Source organism: Weeksella sp. HMSC059D05 (assembly GCF_001809725.1).
In the GTDB taxonomy this organism is placed as follows: Bacteria; Bacteroidota; Bacteroidia; order Flavobacteriales; family Weeksellaceae; genus Weeksella; species Weeksella virosa.
In genome coordinates this window covers 116,382-133,741 of record NZ_KV798514.1, presented here as the reverse complement: position 1 = coordinate 133,741, position 17,360 = coordinate 116,382, and the positions used below count along the sequence as shown (strand labels likewise).

General features: G+C 36.0%; 16 protein-coding genes and 1 tRNA gene. 9 read left to right on the top strand and 8 right to left on the bottom strand.

Going from position 1 to position 17,360, the window contains the following annotated elements; all coding sequences use genetic code 11:
• Positions 1–23 precede the first annotated feature (23 nt).
• Positions 24–1,175 carry a putative sugar nucleotidyl transferase gene (locus HMPREF2660_RS00615; RefSeq protein WP_013597531.1) on the bottom strand — a complete coding sequence of 384 codons (1,152 nt, stop codon included), beginning with the start codon at positions 1,173–1,175 and terminating at the stop codon, positions 24–26.
• A 269-nt stretch (positions 1,176–1,444) separates the two neighbouring features.
• Here HMPREF2660_RS00615 and aroB point away from each other — a divergent pair, with 269 nt between their 5' ends.
• Together aroB and msrB are read left to right on the top strand one after the other, a co-directional pair.
• Positions 1,445–2,497, top strand: a complete 1,053-nt coding sequence (aroB, locus tag HMPREF2660_RS00610) for a 3-dehydroquinate synthase (RefSeq protein WP_013597532.1) — start codon at positions 1,445–1,447, stop codon at positions 2,495–2,497.
• Between the two features lie 30 nt (positions 2,498–2,527).
• Positions 2,528–2,941 (top strand): peptide-methionine (R)-S-oxide reductase MsrB, encoded by a 414-nt coding sequence (gene msrB / locus HMPREF2660_RS00605; protein ID WP_013597533.1) that lies wholly within the window; start codon positions 2,528–2,530, stop codon positions 2,939–2,941.
• 83 nt (positions 2,942–3,024) lie between these two features.
• On the opposite strand, the gene HMPREF2660_RS00600 is transcribed toward msrB, so the two are convergent.
• The 3 genes from HMPREF2660_RS00600 to hemH are packed head-to-tail and all read right to left on the bottom strand — an operon-like array spanning position 3,025 to position 6,238.
• On the bottom strand, positions 3,025–4,062 hold the full coding sequence (locus HMPREF2660_RS00600; RefSeq protein ID WP_070485186.1) for a DUF3078 domain-containing protein: 1,038 nt from the start codon (positions 4,060–4,062) through the stop codon (positions 3,025–3,027).
• Between the two features lie 41 nt (positions 4,063–4,103).
• Complete coding sequence (locus HMPREF2660_RS00595; protein WP_013597535.1) at positions 4,104–5,207, bottom strand: DUF3078 domain-containing protein; 1,104 nt, start codon at positions 5,205–5,207, stop codon at positions 4,104–4,106.
• Positions 5,208–5,251: 44 nt separating this feature from the next.
• Positions 5,252–6,238, bottom strand: a complete 987-nt coding sequence (hemH, locus tag HMPREF2660_RS00590) for a ferrochelatase (protein ID WP_070485184.1) — start codon at positions 6,236–6,238, stop codon at positions 5,252–5,254.
• Between the two features lie 96 nt (positions 6,239–6,334).
• Here hemH and ruvB point away from each other — a divergent pair, with 96 nt between their 5' ends.
• Together ruvB and queG are read left to right on the top strand one after the other, a co-directional pair.
• Positions 6,335–7,369 carry a Holliday junction branch migration DNA helicase RuvB gene (gene ruvB / locus HMPREF2660_RS00585; RefSeq protein WP_013597537.1) on the top strand — a complete coding sequence of 345 codons (1,035 nt, stop codon included), beginning with the start codon at positions 6,335–6,337 and terminating at the stop codon, positions 7,367–7,369.
• Between the two features lie 26 nt (positions 7,370–7,395).
• Positions 7,396–8,340 (top strand): tRNA epoxyqueuosine(34) reductase QueG, encoded by a 945-nt coding sequence (queG, locus tag HMPREF2660_RS00580; RefSeq protein WP_013597538.1) that lies wholly within the window; start codon positions 7,396–7,398, stop codon positions 8,338–8,340.
• 163 nt (positions 8,341–8,503) lie between these two features.
• On the opposite strand, the gene HMPREF2660_RS00575 is transcribed toward queG, so the two are convergent.
• Positions 8,504–9,376 carry a helix-turn-helix transcriptional regulator gene (locus HMPREF2660_RS00575; protein ID WP_255356386.1) on the bottom strand — a complete coding sequence of 291 codons (873 nt, stop codon included), beginning with the start codon at positions 9,374–9,376 and terminating at the stop codon, positions 8,504–8,506.
• A gap of 204 nt (positions 9,377–9,580) precedes the next feature.
• Between HMPREF2660_RS00575 and hemA the strand changes: the two genes are divergently transcribed.
• The 4 genes from hemA to hemE are packed head-to-tail and all read left to right on the top strand — an operon-like array spanning position 9,581 to position 13,435.
• Complete coding sequence (gene hemA, locus HMPREF2660_RS00570; RefSeq protein ID WP_013597540.1) at positions 9,581–10,828, top strand: glutamyl-tRNA reductase; 1,248 nt, start codon at positions 9,581–9,583, stop codon at positions 10,826–10,828.
• A gap of 6 nt (positions 10,829–10,834) precedes the next feature.
• Positions 10,835–11,755 carry a hydroxymethylbilane synthase gene (gene hemC / locus HMPREF2660_RS00565; protein WP_013597541.1) on the top strand — a complete coding sequence of 307 codons (921 nt, stop codon included), beginning with the start codon at positions 10,835–10,837 and terminating at the stop codon, positions 11,753–11,755.
• The gene (locus HMPREF2660_RS00560) at positions 11,752–12,417 is read left to right on the top strand and encodes a uroporphyrinogen-III synthase (RefSeq protein WP_070485180.1); all 666 of its coding nucleotides are present in this window, start codon (positions 11,752–11,754) and stop codon (positions 12,415–12,417) included. Before hemC ends, HMPREF2660_RS00560 begins: the two co-directional genes overlap by 4 nt.
• On the top strand, positions 12,410–13,435 hold the full coding sequence (gene hemE / locus HMPREF2660_RS00555; protein ID WP_070485178.1) for a uroporphyrinogen decarboxylase: 1,026 nt from the start codon (positions 12,410–12,412) through the stop codon (positions 13,433–13,435). The genes HMPREF2660_RS00560 and hemE overlap by 8 nt, the downstream gene beginning before the upstream one ends.
• A gap of 58 nt (positions 13,436–13,493) precedes the next feature.
• Here the strand turns inward: hemE and HMPREF2660_RS00550 are convergent, their stop codons facing one another.
• A complete protein-coding gene (locus HMPREF2660_RS00550) occupies positions 13,494–14,090 on the bottom strand; it encodes a thioredoxin domain-containing protein (RefSeq protein WP_070485176.1) in 597 nt (198 codons plus the stop codon).
• A 390-nt stretch (positions 14,091–14,480) separates the two neighbouring features.
• On the opposite strand from HMPREF2660_RS00550, the gene HMPREF2660_RS00545 reads away from it, so the two are divergent.
• Positions 14,481–15,266 carry a superoxide dismutase gene (locus HMPREF2660_RS00545; RefSeq protein WP_070485174.1) on the top strand — a complete coding sequence of 262 codons (786 nt, stop codon included), beginning with the start codon at positions 14,481–14,483 and terminating at the stop codon, positions 15,264–15,266.
• Between the two features lie 105 nt (positions 15,267–15,371).
• On the opposite strand, the gene HMPREF2660_RS00540 is transcribed toward HMPREF2660_RS00545, so the two are convergent.
• Both HMPREF2660_RS00540 and HMPREF2660_RS00535 read right to left on the bottom strand, forming a co-directional pair.
• Complete coding sequence (locus HMPREF2660_RS00540; protein WP_070485173.1) at positions 15,372–17,030, bottom strand: dipeptidyl-peptidase 3 family protein; 1,659 nt, start codon at positions 17,028–17,030, stop codon at positions 15,372–15,374.
• A 186-nt stretch (positions 17,031–17,216) separates the two neighbouring features.
• Positions 17,217–17,290: transfer RNA gene (locus HMPREF2660_RS00535), tRNA-His, on the bottom strand.
• Between the last annotated feature and the right edge of the window lie 70 nt (positions 17,291–17,360).

The following is a 17,360-nucleotide window of genomic DNA, read 5'->3' as shown; positions in this document are numbered from 1 at the left end:
TATATTAATAATTAAAGATTAATTTATTGTAAATATTCCATAAATAAATGCTTCAAAATCATCTTATCCGCATCACTTAACTGCTTTTCACGTCTATTCATCATTCTATCTGCCGCCTCATACGCTTTATCTAAAGCAAAGATTGGCGAATTTTTGGCTCCTCCCCAACTGAATGACGAAATTAGAGTTGGTGGAAACCCTGATTGGAAAATATTGGAACATATACCAACGGTAGTCCCCGTATTAAACTGTGTATTAATAGCTGATTTCGAATGATCTCCCATAATCAAACCACAAAACTGAAGGCCTGTATCCAGGTATTGTTCCTTTTGGTAATTCCAGATTTTCACAGTGCCATAATTATTTTTTAGGTTAGAGTTATTGGTGTCGGCACCTAAATTACACCATTCACCGATCACAGAATTCCCCAAAAACCCGTCATGTCCTTTGTTCGAGTACGCCATGAGTATAGAGTTATTTACTTCACCACCAACTTTGCAATGTGGCCCAACGGTCGTACCTGGGTAGATTTTTGCACCCATGTTCAGTTTTGCGTAATCGCAAAGTGCTAGACTTCCTCTGACCATACATCCTTCCATGATTTCGGCTTTTCTCCCTACGTAAATCGGCCCTTGCTCTGCATTGAGAATCGAAAACTCTACCTTTGCTCCTTCTTCTATAAAAATATTTTCTGGTGCAAGAAATCGATTGGTTTCAGAAATTTTTTGCGAAACTCGTCCGGATGTTAACAATTCAAAATCAGACCGAATAGCATAATCATTATTAAGGAACAAGTCCCAAGTGTGGGCAATATAAAGCACCTCGTTAGGATAAGAAATTGTTTTATTGTAATCAGTTTTGTTTTCTCCGTTGACTGCGATTATTTTTTCTCCATATACAAGCGCTTCTCTATTTTGCAAAACAAGTACGGCATCTACCAAGTCTTGTGTAGCAAAAAAAGAAGGGTTAACCCAAAGAGTGTTTTTCTCTGACACAAAAGGGTATTTTACTTGTAAATATTCGCGCGTACAATAATCAACAGGTAAGTTTGATCGCTTTTCCCAACGTTCTTTAAACGTCAAAATCCCCATACGCAGTTCTCCTATAGGTTTGGTAAACGTCAGTGGTAAAAGTTGCTCAAATTCTTCTGAGTCAAACAGTGTTATTTTCTTCAAAATAAAAAAAATTTAGACAAAAATACAGCTTTTCAGAGATATTCATGCTAATAAAAACCGAATAAAATAACTGATATATAGCACAATATAATGATAATTTTTCACATAATATTAGTTTTTTATTAAGAATTCATCAACTATTTTACATTAAAATCCTAGTATGTTCCCGATACAATTGATTTGTGCTATCCAATCGTAAAGTACATTAGCTGAGAAAATTTGGTATCTTTGAATAAGTATATTCTTTAAGATACAAAACTTACTTGATTGTGAAAAATGCATCCATAATTTTCCGTTCACCTTTATTAAAAATTCAGAACTATTTTTCTCAGAACCCAACTAAAAATTGTTTTGTTTTGGTAGATGAAAATACTCGTATTCATTGCCTGAAACAATTACGACTGACCTTACCTGATTTACACTTGAAAATCATTGAAATCCCTTCGGGTGAAGAAAATAAATCCCTAAAAACTACAAATTTGGTTTGGAGTTTCCTTAGTGAAAATAAAGCCGATCGACAATCGGTATTAATCAATTTGGGTGGTGGAGTACTTACCGACTTGGGCGGTTTTGCTGCCTCTACTTACAAGAGAGGAATTCCGTTTATCAATATTCCGACTACTCTCTTGGCGATGGTTGACGCTTCGGCAGGAGGAAAAAACGGTATTGATTTTCAAGGGCTTAAAAATCAGATTGGGACTTTTACTCAGCCTGAAATGGTCATCATCTTGCCTAAATTTTTAAAAACCTTAGATCAAAGACAACTCTATTCTGGTTTAGCAGAAATGCTGAAACACGGTTTGATTGCCGACGAAGATCATTGGAAAAAATTAATTTCTTTAACCGAACATAATGCAAAAACTCTAAAAGGTTTGATAGAAGATTCGATCAACATAAAACTAAAAATTGTAAAAGAAGATCCTTATGAAAAAGGTTTGAGAAAAATCCTTAATTTCGGACATACCTTTGGGCATGCAATAGAAAGCGAATTTTTATCAACTGATAAACCATTGTTACATGGTGAAGCTATCGTGATAGGTATGATTCTTGAGAGCATTCTTAGTTGGCAACTAGGCATATTACACGAGCAAGATTTAGAAACTATTCTTGCAGGTTTTGCTTCGATATACGGTAAGCCACAAAACATAGATTTTTGCTTGCATCCTGCTATTTTACAATGGTTACAACACGACAAGAAGAACAAAGGACATCAATTGCAATTTAGTTTAATAGAAAAAATAGGTAAAGCAAATTATAATCAAACCTGCACAGAATCCCAAGTTTTAGATGCTCTAGAAGAGTATAATAAGCGTTTCGGATGAAAAATTGAAGTCTACAAAAAAAATGAAAAAATGAAAACAAATAAAGAAGATTTCCCTATCAAAAAAACAGAGCAAGAATGGAGAAAACAATTGACTACCAATCAGTTTACCATTTTGAGAGAAGCCGCTACAGAAAGACCTTTTAGTGGTGAATACAATTTGCATTTTGAGAAAGGAACTTACTTGTGTGCAGGTTGTGGTACAGAATTATTTTCGTCTGACTCGAAATTTGATGCTCATTGTGGCTGGCCAAGTTTTGACAAAGCCATTGCCGATGAAAATATAGTCGAGCGCATCGATCATTCGCATGGCATGATCAGAACCGAAATTCTCTGTGCCAATTGCGGTGGACATTTAGGACATGTTTTTGATGACGGCCCTACAGATACCGGTTTACGCTATTGTGTAAATTCTCTTTCGCTAGATTTTACCGCAGATAAATAACCAACAATATTAGGATTGTCTATCACCACAAAAGGTTGCCAGAGGCAACCTTTTGTGATTTTTTATTCTTCTGTAAAAATAATTTATAGAAGGTTTATTTTAGATTCTAGATTTTTTATTTCAACTGTTTCTTTGGCTAGCTCTATCGTTGCTATTTCCTCTACAAAAATTGGTGCTTCTTGCAAAAATGCTGTTTCTACAACTTCTTTGGGTTGATTATCGAATTTGTAATTAAACCCAATTCCTAAGGTTTGTTTCACTTGCGTTTTTTTCACTTGATCTTCATCATACAATAAATTAATAGCTACTTGAGCCGAAATCCATTTATTTACTTTCAGATCTAAAATCCCCGAATATGCCACATCCATATTTTGTGGTTTATCGAGATAATCTGTAAAAATTCCGATTCGGTTGTCGTACGTAATTCCTTCCATAATATTCAGTTTGTATCGTGCACCAAGATAAGCACCAAACTCGAACACAGAAGAATCACCGTCTTTTTCTAAACCAAAGTTGCCTTCTTTTTGTAACGCTTTATCGGTAACGAAAGTCCAACGTGCAGTTGCAGGATGAATATTGACTTGGAAATTTTCTGTCGGCTTATAATCTACTCCAAGCCCTATAGAAAGGTATGCTGGCGCCATGAAGTTAGAGATTTTTTCTTTTGGATTTTGAGTATAATCGTATCCTGTGGAGAATTGCGTCTTGAAATTCATCATACCCGCAAAATACCAATGATTGCCTATACTATAACCATATGCAGAAGTAAGGTCGATGATATCATTTGTTTTACGAGAATCTTCCCCGTCATTTGCCTGTATACCATATCCCAAAATAATTCGGTTATCCCAGATATGTCTGCCTTGTGTGAGATTAAATTCATAATCCATTGCTGCATTCAACGAGAAAGAGTTTACACCGCCAGCTATCCAATTATCGAAAGCACTTTGGCTGAAAAGCAACGAATTGTTTCCGCTGATAAACCACCCTTGGGTTCTACCATCAAAGGTTTGATCTTTGAGATAACGCTTACTATCGGTAACTACACCATTGTTTTTTACGGTTTGTGCAAATGAAAAAGAGGCTGCTAAAACACTCAAAATAGTAAAGATTTTTTTCATGTTCTTATTACTGGTTATATTTATTTTGTTTGATTAATTTCTTAGTTGAAAATTGTTTCTGATTTGATATTATGCTCAGAAACTCTTCTTTGGATAAAAACAGAATCGTACCGACTTCTGTTATAATAACTCCTGCGGAATTGTAAGTTCTTTGGTTCTATTTCTATCGGTAACACTACGCGATCTGCTCGTTTCTTTTTTCTTTTTTCTTTCGGTACTTGGTTGGTAAACTTATAAACCAGTCCAACGCCCAAAGCTTGTTTCAATTGTGTTTTTTTTATCTGATCTTCATCATATATAAGATTGACCGAAAGTTGGGTAGACAAGAAATTGTTAATTTTCATGTCTAAGTTACCGGTATAAACCACATCAATATTCAGGGGCTTGTCGGAGTAATTAGAGAACAGAGCAATATTATTATCGTAGTGGACATTTTCGAAAAGTTTGAATTTATATCGAGCTCCTACATATGCTCCCATCTCGAAGTACGCTACATCGCCTTCTTCCTTCAATCCAAAATTATCTTTCTTTTGTAATGTTTTATCCAATACAAAAGTTGTTCTCGAGGTAATCGGGTGAATGCTAATCTGGAAATTAGGCTTTGGGATATAATTCGCTCCAACCCCAACCGTCAGATAGCCTGGCGCCATAAAGTTAGAAAGCTTTTTTTTGGGTGTTGCATTGTAATCATACCCTTCTGTAAACTGCGAACGCAAATTTACCGATGCAATGAGATACCAATCGTCCTTAAAAAGATAACCATAAGACGAAGTAATGTTTATATTATCTGCAGTTTTTCTTGTTCCGTTGGTTTTATTGTCTATAAAACCATACTCGAGTAGAATACGATTGTCCCACAAATGTTTGTGTTTACGATAACTGAGCTCGTAATCTATTTTGGCAGCAGCAGAAACAGAGTTCTCACCACCAGGCATCCAATTAGAAAAAGTATTTTGATTAATTTGCAACGAATTGGTTCCATTAATCACCCAACCGGTTTTTCTACCAGTAGTATCTACTTTTGATTTCAGATATTTCCGTCCATCCAAAATCAAATTGCCGTTCGTATCCAAAAACTGACCAAACGAAAAAATGCTTTGTAGGAAAAGCAAAACCCAACACCATTTTCTAATCGAACCCGACACTTTTGCCTATTATTTTCAATCGTTACAATTGGTAAAGATATTAATTATCGATTACTCAACCAACCATTTATCCATTTGATTAACACTTGCGCCCAATCATCTCGATCATTCAAACATGGAATATAAGTGAATTCTTCTCCTCCTGCGGCAAGAAAATCTTCTCTTCCTTCCATAGAAATTTCTTCTAAAGTTTCTAAACAATCCGCTACAAATGCAGGTGTGCAAACCGCTATTTTCTTGACCCCTTCTTTCGGGAAGTTCTCTAAAATAACATCTGTATAAGGTTGAATCCACGGATCTCTCCCTAATCTAGACTGAAAAGATGTGGTTACTTTATCTTCTGGTAATTGCAAATATTCACTAACCAAACGGGTTGTTTCGTAGCATTGTTCTCGATAAGCGACAATCGGTATTTTGGCACGTTTCCCAAATGCCAACGCTTTGCGATCGTGTCTCTCTGGTATCCCGTGATAAGATAACAACAATTGATCGAAATCTGCAGGTAAATTTTCTTTGATCGAATCTCCTAAAACTTTTACATAATCTGGATGATTGTAAAACGCTTTTAAGAACTTTACCTCCATATCCTTAAACTTCATTTTCTGCAACTGCACTACCTTTTCTGCAACTGTTTCGGTCGTACTCATGGTGTATTGTGGATACAATGGTATTACCAAAACCTCACTTACACCTTTGTTATACAATTGTTGTAAACCAAATTCTATAGAAGGATTTTTATAACGCATCGCCAATTCTACTGGCACATCAATCGCATGTTGTACTTTGGTTTGTAGTTTTTTCGAGTAAATGATTAGCGGTGAACCATCTTGGGTCCAAATTTTCTCATAAGCTTTTGCCGATTCTATTGGTCTTTTTGGAAGAATAGCCAACTCGACAACAAATTTTCTTATTAGCCAAGGAGAGTCGATTACTTTTGGGTCCATCAAAAATTCACGCAGATACGTTCTCACATCTTCCACCTCTGTAGAATCGGGTGATCCTAAGTTCACCAAAAGTATTCCTTTACTCATTTCTCTTAATCTAAAAAATTATTACGAACTTTGTACTGCAAAAATACAGCGTATAATCCAAACAATACGCTCTTCTTATTATAATTTATATCAACCATGTCAGACCTCTTGCATCCAGAACGTGATTTCTACCCAGAAGATGACCTACGAAATGAAGATAGCGTGCGTCCTCAACAATTCGATGACTTTGCAGGACAAGCTCATATTCTAGAGAATTTAGAAATTTTCGTAAAAGCTTCTAAGTTACGTAACGAGGCGCTTGATCATGTTTTACTGCACGGTCCTCCTGGACTTGGAAAAACAACTCTTGCTAATATTATCGCCAATGAATTGGGGGTTGGCATAAAAATCACTTCAGGGCCCGTGTTGGATAAGCCTGGTGATTTAGCAGGTTTACTCACCAATCTAGAGCCAAATGATGTTCTTTTTATTGATGAAATTCACCGAATGTCGCCCGTAATCGAAGAATATTTGTATTCGGCAATGGAAGATTTCAAAATTGACATCATGATCGAATCAGGCCCTAACGCTCGTTCGGTACAAATCGGGCTGAACCCTTTTACATTAATCGGTGCGACAACTCGCTCGGGTTTATTAACCGCTCCTTTACGTGCACGTTTTGGTATAAATTTTCGGTTCGAGTATTACTCTGTCGAATTATTAAGCTCTATTATCGAACGTTCTTCTAGAATTTTACACACGCCAATAGACGAAGAAGCAGCCATAGAAATTGCCAGCAGAAGTCGAGGAACTCCTCGTATTGCCAATGCTCTATTGCGCAGGACGCGGGATTTTGCTCAAATAAAAGGAGATGGAAAAATTACTAAAAAAATTGCCAACTATAGTTTAAGTGCCCTCAAAGTTGACCAAAACGGATTGGATGAGATGGATAATCGAATTCTAACTACCCTCATCAAAAAGTTTAACGGTGGACCAGTTGGGATTACAACCATTGCAACGGCTGTAGGTGAAAATGGCGGAACACTGGAAGAAGTGTACGAGCCCTACCTTATCCAAGAAGGCTATCTGATGAGAACCGCACGCGGACGGGTTGCAACCGAAAAAGCATACCGACATCTAGGAATAAAATTCCGAGGAAATTCTACAAATCAGCAAGATCTTTTCGACTAGTTTTACATCCTACCGAAAACAAAATAATGATTTTAGCCGAAAAACTTTCTACGCTCGAGATGCGTTCCCAACTCATTAAAAATAAAGCCAAAGAATTGGGTTTTCTAAGTTGTGGAATTGCCAAAGCTGAGTTTCTCGAACAAGAGGCACCTCGCTTAGAGGCGTGGTTGAAAAATAACTACCATGGCGATATGTCGTATATGGAAAATAATTTCGATATGCGCTTGGACCCTCGTTTACTGGTAGATGGTGCCAAAACAGTGATTTCTTTGGCCTATAATTATTATCAACCTATCGACCGAAATCCCGATTCCTACAAAATTGCTATGTATGCACAGGGAGAAGATTATCATTTTGTTGTGAAAGAAAAAGTGCGCGACTTGCTGCATTATATTCAAGAAGAAATTGGCAACGTAAACGGAAGAGCTTTCACCGATTCTGCTCCAATTCTAGAGCATGCTTGGGCACAAAAAGCAGGTATCGGTTGGATCGGGAAAAATTCTCTTTTGCTGAGCAAACAAAAAGGATCTTTTTTCTTTTTAGCCGAATTGATTGTCGATTTGGAAATGTCCTACGACAATGCAATAGAAACCGATCATTGCGGGAACTGCACTCGATGCATCGATGCGTGTCCGACAGAAGCTATTTTACCTAACAAAACCGTGAACGGAAGCCAATGTATTTCATACTTCACCATTGAATTGAAAGGCGAAATTCCGACCGAAATGAAAGGAAAGTTCGACGACTGGATTTTTGGTTGCGATATCTGCCAAGAAGTTTGTCCCTGGAATCGCTTCTCACTTCCTACCCAAGAGAAAAAATTTATCGGGCACGAAAAAATCAATAACTTCAGCAAAACAGATTGGGAAGAAATCACCGAAGAAGTTTTTAAAGAGATGTTTAGGAAATCGCCCGTCAAACGAACAAAATTTACAGGTCTGAAAAGAAATATAGATTTTCTGAAAAAGTAATTTCTTTCTTAATACTCTTGTGTTGGATTGTAGAAAACTGTATACTACTTTTAAACTAATCGATAACGGAAACGAATTTCGCAGCACACTAAAAAAACAATAAAATTGTTAGTTTTTCAGTACTCTACAACGAAGATTGTTAGATCCATTTACCAAAAATCTTTTAGCCAAGTTCTTTGGTAAATTGTTTCGGGGTGATGCCGTATTTCTTTTTGAAGGCTGCAATAAAATGTGATGGATTTTCATACCCAATCTCAAAAGCAATATCTTTTACTTTTTGGTTACTAGTGATTAATTTCTCTCGTGCCATCTCTAGTTTTTTATCCAAAACAAAACCGTAAACGGTATTGCCATATATTTTCTTGAATCCCTCTTTTAGGTAATATTCAGACAATTGCACCTCATCGGCAAGATCTTTTATATGCGGAGGATTTTGCAAATTACTCATCAGTATTTCTTTGGCCATTTTTAGTTTTTTGGCCTGCATCTCATTATCCAAATACGGGCAGTATTCTCGTTTCCCTTCTATATCAGCAAAATATAGAGTAAAAATTTCGTACACCTTTGCCATCAAAAACATTTTCTCAAAAGGTGTATCGAGATTTATGGTTTCTATTTGATGAAAAATGGAACGCATACTGTGCGGAAATTTCTTTTGTTGATAATAATCGTCAAATTGAGTTTCCTCTAAAAAATTATTATCAATCGAATATTCCGAAAAAATAGCATGCATGGTTTTGATTGATAAAGCAACGATAAATACTTTGCTTTGTGCAGAAACATTGAGGTCGAGAGGCATTTCGAGCGTCGGATTGTAAAACAAAAAACTATTACCGTCCTTCAGATTAAACTTATACAAGCCGTTATTAAAATTAAAAGTAAGATTGCCTTTACTACAAAAATAAAACTGGATAAACCGCTTATCAATTCCCTTGAGAATGGTATCGGTAGAATCGGTAAAATTATCAATATGAGCTACATAAATCTCTCGCCCGAGGTTGTGTTCTTTTATTTTACTTTTATGGGTATTTTTCAAACTTTGCTGCATAACTGATCAATGTCATATATTTTCCTAAAACATCCTGTAACCATCTACTAAAAAAGGAATAGAGTACAAATCTACTACATAATTTAGAATAATTCTAAAAATATTGATTTTACTTTTTAGCGTTACTTTTTCATTTTTAAAGCTATTTTTCGGTATTATTCGCAGTATTTTTGTACAAGTTTTAATGAACAGATGACGATTAGAGGAGATAAAAAAGACCAAAACTTCTATGTAATCGGCCTAAGTTACGAAAAAGCCGATGCCGAAACTAGAGGTAAATTTACATTTTTTCCAGATAAAGTTAGCGATTTTGTGAAAGATGCAAAACAAAACGGATTAGCTAATTTCTTTGTGGTATCTACTTGCAACCGAACAGAGATGTATGGTTTTGCACCATCTGCTGAATGCATGATAGAACAGTATTGCCGCTTTACCGAAGGTGATATCGAAGAATTCAGAAATTTTGTTAATATACAAGAAGGTAAAAAAGCAGTAGAACATCTTTTCCGTGTATCTTCGGGTCTAGAAAGTCAAATATTGGGTGATTTTGATATCATCGGTCAAATAAAAATTTGGTTTACACGTTTCAAAAAAGAAGGCACTACCAATGCTTTTTTAGAACGACTTATCAATACCTCCATCCAAATTAGTAAACGAATCAAGAACGAAACTTTGCTTAGTAATGGCTCTGCTTCTGTTGCTTTCTCTGCGGTGAATTTTATTTTAGATTCTCAGAAAGATTTAGCTTCTAAAAACATTTTACTTTACGGAGTAGGAAAAATCGGGCGAAACACTTGCGAAAACTTAGTGAAGCACTCAGAAGGTTCGCAAATTACCTTGATAAATAGAACGCGAGAAAAAGCAGAAATTTTGGGTAATAAATACGAAGTGATAGTAAAAGATCATGCCGATTTATTAGAAGAACTCCAAAAAACAGATATACTTATCGTTGCCACTGGAGCAAGTAAACATACGATTACCGAGGAAATGATTCCGATGGACAAATCGATGACCATTATCGACATGTCGGTACCAGAAAACGTAGTGCACACCTTAGGATCTCGCGACAACATTCATTTGGTTAACGTAGATGGATTATCGAAGATGGTAGATGAAACCCTCAACACTAGAAAAGAAGCTATTCCTTTAGCAGAGAGTATTATCAGCGAATTGATGGACGAATTTGCAGAGTGGCTAAAAACAAGAGAATTTGTACCTTATATACAATCATTCAAATCTCGCTTACAGTTCATTCAAGACAATGAGATTCATAACCTAAGAAAAGACAATCTCTCGGTGGATGAAAACGAGTTACTTTTGACCAAAAAAATGATCCAACGAATCACTAATCAATTTGCATCCTATTTGTTAGAGAACAGAGACCATGCAGAAGACACCTACGAATTGATGCAAAAAATGTTTCGATTAAAAGAAGCTTAACATTCCATGAAAAAAATAAGAATCGGCACCCGTCAAAGTCCTTTAGCTTTGTGGCAAGCCAATAAAGTAGCTGCTTTATTATCAAAAAAAGGTTGCGAAATAGAAATTATCCCTATTAAATCTGAAGGAGATTTGAATCTAAAACAGCCAATTTATTCGTTGGGTATAACTGGGGTTTTTACCAAATCTTTGGACATTGCTTTACTAAACAATAAGATTGACATCGCCGTCCACTCTCTAAAAGATGTACCCACGGTTTTACCAGAAGGCTTAGCGCTAAAAGCTTTTCCCGAAAGAGCCAATTCATCGGATATATTGGTCTATAAATCCAACGATATTTTCACCAAAACACACCGAACCATCGCAACGGGAAGTTTACGTAGAAGAGCTTTTTGGTTGCATCGATACCCCGAAGACACCTTGGTAGATTTGCGTGGAAATGTACAATTACGTTTGCAAAAACTACAAGATAATGACTGGGACGGAGCTATTTTTGCTATGGCCGGATTGGATAGATCAGAAATTATTGCAGACCTAGAAAACAGAAAACTTCATTATTCTACAATCGATTGGATGTTGGCAGCGCCTTCACAAGGTATTTTGGGCGTTGTAGCAAGAGAAGATTTCGATTTCCCATCGATCAACAATGAAGAATGTGAACTCTATGCAACGGTCGAAAGACAATTCCTCAACGTTCTAGAAGGTGGGTGTACTGCTCCTATCGGTGCTTTGGTAAGCCCTTTATCGGCCGACATGTATCGGTTTCAAGGAACAATTTTATCCTTGGACGGAAAAGAAAAAATCGAAGTTGTTGACCAATTTAATCGGAGCGAGTACAAAGAATTTGGTCGGAAAATGGCCGAAAAATGTTTAGAGCAAGGAGCAAAACAATTAATCGATACGATTAAACAAAATTTGCGTGCGTGATTCGATCTGTTTTGTTTACCAAAGAAATACCTACTCAACTCATCGAGCAATTTTTGCCCGATATGGATTACCGTATTCTACCTTCGCTAAACATTGTGATTACCGATCGGCAAACGATAGAAAATAAAATAAATCCTACCGAAAAAATAAATCTAATTACGAGTCAGAACAGCGTAAAGGCGATAGAAAATATCGAACTCACAGGAGATTTTTATGTAGTAGGAAAAAAAACAGCTCAAAAATTACAAGCTCAGAATCGCTCGGTCGTTGCAGTAGAAAATTACGCAGCCGAATTGTTTGCTCGTCATTTATCGGAGCTGAAACAAACCACAATTCAGTTTTTTTGTGGCAACAATCGCCGTGATTATTTGGTAGAAAACTTGACGAACAACAATAATCAAGTCAACCAAATCATTAGCTATCAATCAATTCCTATCGAAAATCATGTAGAAAAAATGTACGATGCTTACGCATTTTTCAGTCCGTTAAGTTTCACCACTTTCCTACAAAAAAATAAAATACCGACCGAAGCCTTAATCTTTTCGGTTGGCACTACCACCACCGAAGCCATTAAAGAAAGAATTACAAATCCTATCTATACCGCCGATGAACCATTAGTTGAAGCGGTTTTGAAAAAAATAAAAAAACATCGAAATGATTAAAAATGACTTGTTTTTAAAAGCCTTACGAGGCGAAGAAGTAGACCGACCACCGGTTTGGATGATGCGTCAAGCAGGTAGATATTTACCCGAATTTATCAAACTACGCGATCAATATGATTTCTTTACTCGTTGCCGAACGCCCGAATTAGCTGCCGAAATTACCTTGCAACCCATTCGTCGTTTTCCTTTGGATGCTGCGATTATCTTCTCTGATATTTTGGTACTTCCGCAGGCAATGGGAATGGATTTTGAGATGAAAAACGGAATAGGTCCTTGGTTAGAAAATCCTATCAAAACCCTACAAGATGTCGAAAATTTAATCGATCCAGATATCGAGGAAACTTTAGGCTATGTGATGGATGCTTTGGATATAACCAAAAAAGAATTGGACAATAAAATTCCTTTGATTGGATTTGCCGGTTCTCCTTGGACAATCTTATGCTACGCCGTAGAAGGAAGAGGATCTAAAGCTTTTGATAAAGCAAAATCATTTTGTTATCAGAACCCTAAAGCTGCTCACTTATTGCTCGAAAAAATCACGAAAGTAACTATCGACTACCTAAAGAAAAAAGTAGAACATGGAGTAAACGCCGTGCAGATTTTCGATTCGTGGGGCGGAATGCTTTCTCCGCAAGATTACGATGAGTTTTCTTGGCCATATATCGAGCAAATTACCAATGCTTTAGCACCTCATGCGCCGGTAATTGTTTTCGGGAAAGGATGTTGGTTTGCATTGGATAAAATGAGCCGATCTAAAGCTTCTGCCTTAGGGGTAGATTGGACGGTAACGCCACAAACTGCTCGCGAATTAACCGGAAACCGCATCACGTTACAAGGAAACTTCGATCCATCGAGATTGATGTCGCCACCAGAAGTGATACAACAAATGGTAAAAGAAATGATCGATGGTTTCGGGACAACAAAATATGTTGCCAATCTTGGTCATGGAATCCTACCAACTATTCCGGTAGAAAATGCACAAACATTTATTGAAGCCGTGGTGAATTACAAAAAATAAAACGATATTTTTACGGTACATCAAAAACTCCAAATTCGATTATGATTTTGGAGTTTTTTTAATTATTTGAAATAAAAGAGTTTAGTTTGGAGAAGATTGAGTCTGTTGTTTCTATTTCAGTTAATGAAGCATACAAAACTTCAGAAGTTTTATTATCAATTAATAAATTAAGACTTAAACCAGTTCCGTAGTCTGAATGTCCAGGTACAATTGTTTGAATAAAGTTGTGAAATTTCTTTTTACTTTTTATTGAAATTTCATCAGAAATATTAAATGTTGGGAATAAAATATTGTATTTAGTATTGAATTCTTTATTAGTCATATAAAGATATTTACTTGGGTTTTTCTCACCTGTTAAAATAAGTAATTCTACTTTGTTTTGATGTTTATTTTTAAATTCTAAAACCTGTGGTAGTTTTTTTCGACAAGGACCACACCACCAAGCATATGTATATACCAATGTAAATGGTTTTGTTGATTTAGATACGAGTTGCTTAAAATCATTAATATTTAGATTGTATATTTCATTTTGGTTTTCTGAATCAAGCTTTTTTAGAATACTGTCGTAATTGGTAATAGTAAGAGCCTCGTATTTAGTTTGAGCAGATACGGTAGTGAATATAAGTAATGTGAAAAATAGAAAAAGTTTTTTCATAGGTTATTTTATTGAATATAGGGTGTGAATTTCACACCCTAAAATATTAATAATTAATTACAATTCAAAATAAGGTAATTTGTAACCACCATATAAACCGATAGTAGAATCTAAATTATAAACACCTGCCTTGATTTTATAGTTACCATTATTATAATACCAATAATATAACTTCCACAGCAAAAATCGAAGAGTTATACAAAGAAATCATCAAATGGTAGAATGAGCAAATTCTACAATTACAAGAACAACTATTAAGTTTGAAAAATGAGCTAGGTTTGTTGAGAGAAAGTCAACTTGTTTTAATTTAACAAAACATTAAGGGTCATTTTCATAAGATTAGCATACTATTTGCTATCTTTTATGTCAAAATAATAAACAACTCAAAAAATGAAAAAAGGCTTGATTTTAGGTGCTTCGTTGGTGATGTTTTTGACTTTCTCTTGTAAAGAAAGTACAAATTCTACCGCAGGTCAAGATGCAAATGATACGATAGCAAAAACAGATACCAAACCAGAAAAAGAAGTTTTAGGTAACCCGATTGATGTAAAAGCAGATCCAGGAACCTTCCAGATAAAACCTTTGAAATATGGGTATGATGAGGTAAGCGAATACATCGATGGCAAAACGATGGAAACGCACTTTTCTAAACATTATTTAGGGTACACGAACAAATTGAATGCTGCCCTAAAAGATGCTGGCATTAAAAGCAACGATATCGTCGAAATCCTTACAAATATGGATATGAATAATGCGGCATTGCGCAACAATGCTGGCGGATATTATAATCACCAAATGTATTTTGATTTGATTTCTCCTAATCCTACAGCTGCTCCGACTGGAGATTTATTAGAAAAAATCATAGCCGATTTTGGTAGTGTAAACGAGTTGGTAAATCAATTGAAAGATGCAGGTTCTAAACAGTTTGGTTCTGGATGGTCTTGGCTAGTTGTTCTGCCAGATGGTAACTTAGCAGTTACTGCTACACCAAATCAAGATAACCCTTTGATGCCAGGAGCAAAAGTTGCAGGGAAACCGATTTTAGGTATCGATGTTTGGGAACATGCTTATTATTTGAAATATATGAATAAACGTGATGATTATTTAACTAATTTCTTTAAAGTTTTGGATTGGAAACAAGTAGAAACCAATTATGCTAACGCTTTAAAGAAATAAAAAAATCATTACTATTTACCCATAATAAGAAAGCGGAAACTCCAGTTCTGGAATTTCCGCTTTTTATTTATATGTTTCTAAAGCTAAACTAACTCACCAAAAATATTACAAACCAAGGACAGAAACACCTTGTTCGAAAACAATATCTACCGGGATGTTTTTTGCTTTCAGACGATCTAAATCTTTTTGTAAATCGGCACTGATTTTTCCTTTCTCTTGATTGAGCTTCACAACACCATCGTAATCTCCATCACCTTGCAATTTCAGAATCAAAGCAGATAAACCATGCATTGCTTTCTCCATTTTAGGTACATCTACCCTATAATGATTATTGGCCGTTTTCACGAAAGCACCTTGCTCTTGGAAATAATTAAAACAAACCATATTCGCTTGGCCATGGGCAGAACTTGCTCCAAAACGAACAGAACGTAGAATACCAGCCAAGAACGTAACAAAATAATCTTCTTGCGTCCCTTCTAATTCTTGTTTGGCCAAAAGCTGATTCACCATATAGAGCCCCAAAATATCTGCCTTTCCTTCTTCTAAAGAAGATTGTGTTTCTTGCAAAGCCTCTCTAACAGTTCCTTTGCCATTGATAGTGTTTTTAATTCCTAAACCGTGCGCCACTTCATGGAACATAACATTGGCAAAAAACGCATCGAATTTTACGTTCTTTTGCTGAGAAGGATCTATCAACTCTTCGGCAATCGGTAATAAGATTTTATCGAATTTTGCTTGCATTGCATTTTTCAATTGCAAGCGACGCGTTCCTTTTTCTAACTGTACCCGTTCATCATTGGGTAAATTAATCGCAATGGTTTTTCCTCCAGCATTACAATCACCTGCATAGTAAACAACATCATACGCATTTAGGTCCGAATCGGTTCCTGGCTTTTCGGTTTTGTATTTTGCATCAACCGGCAAATTCGCTTGCAATTCGGGTAAATATTGTACAAATTTTGCTAATTTCTTAGACCACTCCATATCTTTTACCAAAACATAGGCTTCATAAGAAGCTTTATACCCAAATAACTGATCTTCGTAGGTTTCTATCGGACCGATAACCAAATCCAAACGATTATTTTTCATGTCCATCCAAGCTAAATCACTGGTGTAAAAATCATCGTTCAACAAAGATGTAGCACGTAAAAATAAATAATTTTTCAGCTCTTTATCTTTAGTAAGCTCTGCAGCTTTTACCAGTAGTTCTGCTGCCTTTTGTAATTGATTCTTATACAATACGTGGTACGGAATCGTGTATAATTTCCCTGCTCGATCGCGACGCACAACAGTATAATTTGATTTTCCATCTACAAGATTTGCTGCCTCAAACTCGGCCTTCGTCATATCGGTAGGATAAAATGTAGACCCCAAGGGTTTCGGCCCAATCCCCTCTACAAACGACGCATCATTATTCATCCTATCCCAAGGACCATAATTTATTTTCGCATAGTTTTTTTGCTCTCCTTTGGTGGCATCCATCAAATCGACTTTTGCACCATACGCTTGTTGCCAAAATAAATCGTCCATAATTTCAGAGGCCTTGATCATCAACTTCAACACTTCTTTTTCGTTGGTCGATAATGTAGAAATATCCATCGTCAACGGAACACTTGCATAATATTCGTACGGATAGGATGGAGCTTTTTGTGTGTGTTTGGTCGTGTTTTGACTTGTTTTCATCGTATGATTTGTTTGTGTAGAACAAGAAGAAAGCAAAGCCGAAACAGCTAGTAAACTTACAACAAATGTGTTTTTCTTCATGATACAATTATTTTAGTACAAGGTACAACGAAGATTTTACATGAATAATAGATAAAGAAACAGAATTACAAGAATTTCTGGTTAGGATAATCTTTTGGCTAGGAAAAATTTAATTTGAAGGATACATAAAACTAAAAAAGCCTCTCAATAAAATTGAAAGGCTTTTGTTTACTAAGCTATGTTTTGGGTGGATGATGGGTCTCGAACCCACGACCTTCGGAACCACAATCCGACGCTCTAACCAACTGAGCTACAACCACCATGTTGAATTTTAGTTGAAAACGAAATTCTAAACGTTTCTTGGGTGGATGATGGGTCTCGAACCCACGA

What these genes read in the sequence shown, in the direction of transcription:
- msrB (WP_013597533.1), top strand. Translation starts at nt 2,528, where the DNA reads ATGAAAACAAATAAAGAAGATTTCCCTATCAAAAAAACAGAGCAAGAA.
- HMPREF2660_RS00600 (WP_070485186.1), bottom strand. Translation starts at nt 4,062, where the DNA reads ATGAAAAAAATCTTTACTATTTTGAGTGTTTTAGCAGCCTCTTTTTCA.
- hemH (WP_070485184.1), bottom strand. Translation starts at nt 6,238, where the DNA reads ATGAGTAAAGGAATACTTTTGGTGAACTTAGGATCACCCGATTCTACA.
- ruvB (WP_013597537.1), top strand. Translation starts at nt 6,335, where the DNA reads ATGTCAGACCTCTTGCATCCAGAACGTGATTTCTACCCAGAAGATGAC.
- queG (WP_013597538.1), top strand. Translation starts at nt 7,396, where the DNA reads ATGATTTTAGCCGAAAAACTTTCTACGCTCGAGATGCGTTCCCAACTC.
- hemA (WP_013597540.1), top strand. Translation starts at nt 9,581, where the DNA reads ATGACGATTAGAGGAGATAAAAAAGACCAAAACTTCTATGTAATCGGC.
- hemC (WP_013597541.1), top strand. Translation starts at nt 10,835, where the DNA reads ATGAAAAAAATAAGAATCGGCACCCGTCAAAGTCCTTTAGCTTTGTGG.
- hemE (WP_070485178.1), top strand. Translation starts at nt 12,410, where the DNA reads ATGATTAAAAATGACTTGTTTTTAAAAGCCTTACGAGGCGAAGAAGTA.
- HMPREF2660_RS00550 (WP_070485176.1), bottom strand. Translation starts at nt 14,090, where the DNA reads ATGAAAAAACTTTTTCTATTTTTCACATTACTTATATTCACTACCGTA.
- HMPREF2660_RS00545 (WP_070485174.1), top strand. Translation starts at nt 14,481, where the DNA reads ATGAAAAAAGGCTTGATTTTAGGTGCTTCGTTGGTGATGTTTTTGACT.
- HMPREF2660_RS00540 (WP_070485173.1), bottom strand. Translation starts at nt 17,030, where the DNA reads ATGAAGAAAAACACATTTGTTGTAAGTTTACTAGCTGTTTCGGCTTTG.